Origin of the sequence: Knoellia flava TL1 (assembly GCF_000768675.1) — a bacterium.
GTDB classification, from domain to species: Bacteria; Actinomycetota; Actinomycetes; order Actinomycetales; family Dermatophilaceae; genus Knoellia; species Knoellia flava.
In genome coordinates this window covers 1-4,146 of record NZ_AVPI01000057.1, presented here as the reverse complement: position 1 = coordinate 4,146, position 4,146 = coordinate 1, and the positions used below count along the sequence as shown (strand labels likewise).

Sequence of the window (4,146 nt, the reverse complement as noted above, 5' to 3'; positions counted from 1 at the left end):
TGAGTCCCTTGGCGACCATGAGGACCTGGAGGTGGTAGAGCAGCTGCGAGATCTCCTCGGCCGCCCGCTCGTCGCTCTCGTGCTCGGCGGCCATCCACACCTCGGCGGCCTCCTCGACGATCTTCTTGCCGATGGCATGCACACCGGCGTCCAGCTGCGCCACCGTGCCCGAGCCCTCGGGTCGGGTCGCGGCCTTGTCGGTGAGCTCGGCGAACAGGGCGTCGAAGGTCTTCACGGCGTCAATCGTACGAGGGGCGGGGTCATGCCCCGGCACGCGGACGCGGCGCGAGACCCTGCAGCGTCACCGCGGTCGCGACGGCGGCGAGTGCCGCCTCGGCGCCCTTGTCCTCGCTCGAGCCGTCGAGCCCGGCCCGGTCGAGGGCCTGTTCCTCGGTGTCGCAGGTGAGCACGCCGAACCCGACGGGCACGCCGGTGCGGGTGCTCACGTCGGTGAGACCGTGGGTGACTCCGCTGCAGACGTAGTCGAAGTGCGGGGTACCACCGCGGATGACGACACCGAGCGCGACGAGCGCGTCGTGGTTCGGCGCGAGGCGTGCGGCGGCGACCGACAGCTCGACGGTGCCGGGCACGCGGACGACGGGTGCGTCCGGGATGCCGGCCTCGGTCAGCGCCTTCGTCGCACCCGCGATGAGCCCGTCCATGACGACGTCGTGCCACGACGCGGCGATGACGGCGACGCGCAGCCCGGTCCCGTCGACGGTGACCTCGGGTGCCCCGGCCTTCATGCGCTCTCCTCGGTGGCGGTGGTGGTGTCGTGGCCCAGCACGAGGTCGTGCCCGAGCCGGTCGCGCTTGGTGCGCAGGTAGGCCGCGTTCGTCGCGACGGGTGCGACCTGCAGCCGCTCGACGGCGACCACGTCGATGCCGGCGTCGCGCACGGCGACGACCTTGTCGGGGTTGTTGGTGAGCAGGCGGACCTCGGTCACGCCGAGGTCATGCAGGACCGCCGTCGCCGCGGCGTAGTCGCGTGCGTCGACGGGCAGGCCGAGCTCCTCCTGAGCGGTGACGGTGTCGATCCCGTTGTCCTGCACGGCATACGCGGCGATCTTGTCGGCGAGACCGACGCCACGGCCCTCGTGGCCACGGAGGTAGACGACGACGCCACCCTCGCGGGCGACCCGCGCCTGGGCCCGGCGGAGCTGCGGTCCGCAGTCGCAGCGACCCGACCCGAAGACGTCGCCGGTGAGGCACTCGCTGTGCAGCCGCGTGAGGACCGGGCCGTCGCCGAGGCCGCGCGGGCTCACGAGCGCGAGGTGCTCGTCGCCGGTGAGCGTGTCGCGGTAGGCGTGCACCGTGAAGGTCCCGTCGGGGGTCGGCAGGGTGGTGCTCGCGTGACGGGCGACGCGGTCGTGGCGCTGCCGGTGCGCGACGAGCTGCTCGATGGTGACGACGGGCAGGTCGTGCTCGGCTCCGAGCTCGAGGACAGCGGGCAGTCGCATCATCGTGCCGTCGTCGTGGGTGAGCTCGGCGATGGCGCCGACGGACGCGAGGCCGGCGAGGCGGCAGAGGTCGACGGCGGCCTCGGTGTGGCCGCGCCGGACGAGCACTCCCCCGTCGCGGGCGCGCAGCGGCACGACGTGGCCGGGGCGCACGAGGTCGGTCGCCGTCGTCCCGGCATCGGCGAGCAGCCGCACGGTGAGGGCGCGGTCCGCGGCGCTGATGCCGGTGCTCACGCCCTGCGCCGCGTCCACCGTGACCGTGTATGCCGTCCGCAGCCGGTCCTCGTTGGCGCTCACCATGAGCGGCAGGTCGAGGCGGTCGGCGACGGCGTCGGTCATGGGGGCGCAGACGTAGCCCGACGAGTGCCGGATCGTCCACGCCATCCACGCGTCGGTGAGCGTCTCGGCGGCGAGGACGACGTCGCCCTCGTTCTCGCGGTCGGCGTCGTCGGTGACGAGGACCGGGCGGCCGGCGCGCAGGGCGTCGAGCGCCTCCTCGATGGTCGAGAGCCGCGTCATCGCACGGCCTCCGTCAGCTCGCGGTCGGGGTCGGGCTCGGTGCGGGAGGCCTTGAGCCACACGGTGAAGCCGTAGAGGACGAGGGCGCCGTAGACGGCATACAGGACAGCCGACGGGTAGAACTTCGAGTGCCACAGCAGCGGCACGCCGACGAGGTCGACGGCGATCCACATGAGCCAGAAGTCGTTCCAGCCGCGGGCCATCGCGTAGGTCGCGAGCATCGAGCCGACGAAGATCCACGCGTCGCACCAGAAGTACCAGCGCGGGGCGGGCCAGTTCGCGCCGATGGTCGCGAAGACCCACTGGCCGACGACGACGCCGGCGACCCAGACGCCGAGGTAGGCCGCGCGCTCGCGCACCGTCGCCCAGCGCGGCGTGATCGCGGGGGCGTCGGCGCCGCGGGCCTTGCGGTGCTCCTGCCAGCGCCACCAGCCGTAGACGCTCGTGATGATGAAGAAGACCTGACGCCCGGCCTGGCCGTAGAGCGTCTGCTGCTGCGGGTTGGCGAAGGCGACGCCGAAGAAGACGGTGAAGAGCAGCAGGTTGCCGACGATCCCCACTGGCCACGCCCACACCCTGCGGCGCATGCCGCCGATGGCGGAGGCGAAACCGAAGAGGTTGCCGACGACCTCGCGCCACAGGATGTGAGAGCTGCCGATCGTGAGCTGGGCCTCGAAGAGGCGCTCGAGGATGTTCATGCGGGGACCTCCGAGGTCGTGGTGGTGGGCAGGTCTGCGGGAGTGGACAGGTCTGCGGGGAGGGTGCGGCCGGCGAGGAGCCGCTCGACGTACTTCGCGAGGACGTCGACCTCGAGGTTGACGGTGTCGCCCACGGCCTTCGAGCCGAGCGTCGTCAGGGCGAGGGTGGTCGGGATGAGCGAGACGCTGAAGGTCCGCTCGGTGACGTCGGAGACGGTGAGGCTCACCCCGTCCACGGTGATCGAGCCCTTCTCGACGACGTAGCGGGCGAGCGCCGGCGGCAGGGTGAAGGTCACGACCTCCCACCGGTCGCCGGGCACGCGCTCGACGACGGTCGCAGTGCCGTCGACGTGGCCCTGGACGATGTGGCCGCCGAACCGGGCCGAGGCGGCCATGGCGCGCTCGAGGTTGACCGGGGCGCCGGCGGTGAGGTCGCCGAGGTCGGTGCGGGCGAGTGTCTCGGCCATGACGTCGACGGTGAACCAGCCCTCCTCGACGTCGTGCTCGACGACGGTGAGGCACACGCCGTTGACGGCGATCGACGCGCCCTGGACGGCGTCGCTCGTGACGAGCGGCCCGCGCAGGGTGAGCCGCGCCGACTCCCCACCGAGCTCGACGCGGTCGACACGACCGAGCTCCTCGACGATTCCGGTGAACATCAGTGGGCCTCCTGGAGGACGGCGGTGATGCGGACGTCGTCACCGATGATCCGCGTGTCGGTCGGCTCGAGCCGGAGGGCGTCGGCCATGGTCGTGATGCCGAGGTCGCTCACCGACTGGCGTCCGCGCCCGAGGAGGACGGGGGCGACGTAGGCGATGATCTCGTCGACGAACCCGTCGGCCATGAACGCGGCGGCGACGGTCGGCCCGCCCTCGAGCCAGACGTGGTGCACCTCGCGCTCGGCGAGGTGCGCGAGGACCTCGCGCGGTGAGCGGGTGCGCAGGTGCACCGTCGGCGCGGCGTCGTCGAAGACGCGCGCGTCCGGGGCGAGGGAGCGCTGGCCCATGACGACGCGCAGCGGCTGGTGCTCGCGCAGCGTGCCGTCGGGGTGGCGCGCGGTGAGGTGCGGGTCGTCCGCGAGCGCGGTCCCGGTGCCGACGAGGATCGCGCCGCACCGGGCCCGGTGCTCGTGGACGTCGGCCCGCGCCTGCGGCCCGGTGATCCACATGCTCGTCCCGTCGGCGGCGGCGCTGCGACCGTCGAGCGTCGTCGCCAGCTTCCACGTCACCCACGGCCGGCCGGTGCGCACCCGGTGCAGCCACGAGCGGTTGAGCGCGGTCGCCTCGTCCCGCAGCAGGCCGGGCTCGGTCGCCACGCCCTGCTCCGCCAGCCATGCCGCCCCACCGGCAGCCGCGGCGTTCGGGTCGGGGACGGCATACACGACGCGGGAGACGCCGGCGTCCGCGAGCGCCTGCGAGCAGGGCGCGGTGCGGCCGGTGTGGTGGCAGGGCTCGAGCGTGACGTATGCCG

At 73.1% G+C, this 4,146-nt stretch carries 6 protein-coding genes; all 6 read right to left on the bottom strand.

Translation table 11 applies throughout. The features are described from left to right. On the bottom strand, nucleotides 1-235 hold a 235-nt coding region (locus N798_RS14730; protein WP_035949834.1), incomplete at its 3' end, for a phosphoribosyl-ATP diphosphatase. Between the two features lie 25 nt (nucleotides 236-260). After that, the gene (gene ribH / locus N798_RS14725; protein WP_035949832.1) at nucleotides 261-746 is read right to left on the bottom strand and encodes a 6,7-dimethyl-8-ribityllumazine synthase; all 486 of its coding nucleotides are present in this window, start codon (nucleotides 744-746) and stop codon (nucleotides 261-263) included. Next, on the bottom strand, nucleotides 743-1,978 hold the full coding sequence (locus tag N798_RS14720) for a bifunctional 3,4-dihydroxy-2-butanone-4-phosphate synthase/GTP cyclohydrolase II (RefSeq protein WP_035949829.1): 1,236 nt from the start codon (nucleotides 1,976-1,978) through the stop codon (nucleotides 743-745). The genes ribH and N798_RS14720 overlap by 4 nt, the downstream gene beginning before the upstream one ends. Next, nucleotides 1,975-2,676, bottom strand: coding sequence for a nicotinamide riboside transporter PnuC (gene pnuC, locus N798_RS14715; protein WP_035949827.1), 702 nt, complete (start codon nucleotides 2,674-2,676; stop codon nucleotides 1,975-1,977). The genes N798_RS14720 and pnuC overlap by 4 nt, the downstream gene beginning before the upstream one ends. Further along, entirely contained in the window at nucleotides 2,673-3,335 is a 663-nt protein-coding gene (locus N798_RS14710) for a riboflavin synthase (RefSeq protein ID WP_052117400.1), read from the bottom strand. Before N798_RS14710 ends, pnuC begins: the two co-directional genes overlap by 4 nt. Then, nucleotides 3,335-4,146, bottom strand: an 812-nt coding sequence (gene ribD / locus N798_RS14705) for a bifunctional diaminohydroxyphosphoribosylaminopyrimidine deaminase/5-amino-6-(5-phosphoribosylamino)uracil reductase RibD (RefSeq protein ID WP_035949825.1), incomplete at its 5' end; no start/stop codon positions are given. The genes ribD and N798_RS14710, both read right to left, overlap by 1 nt.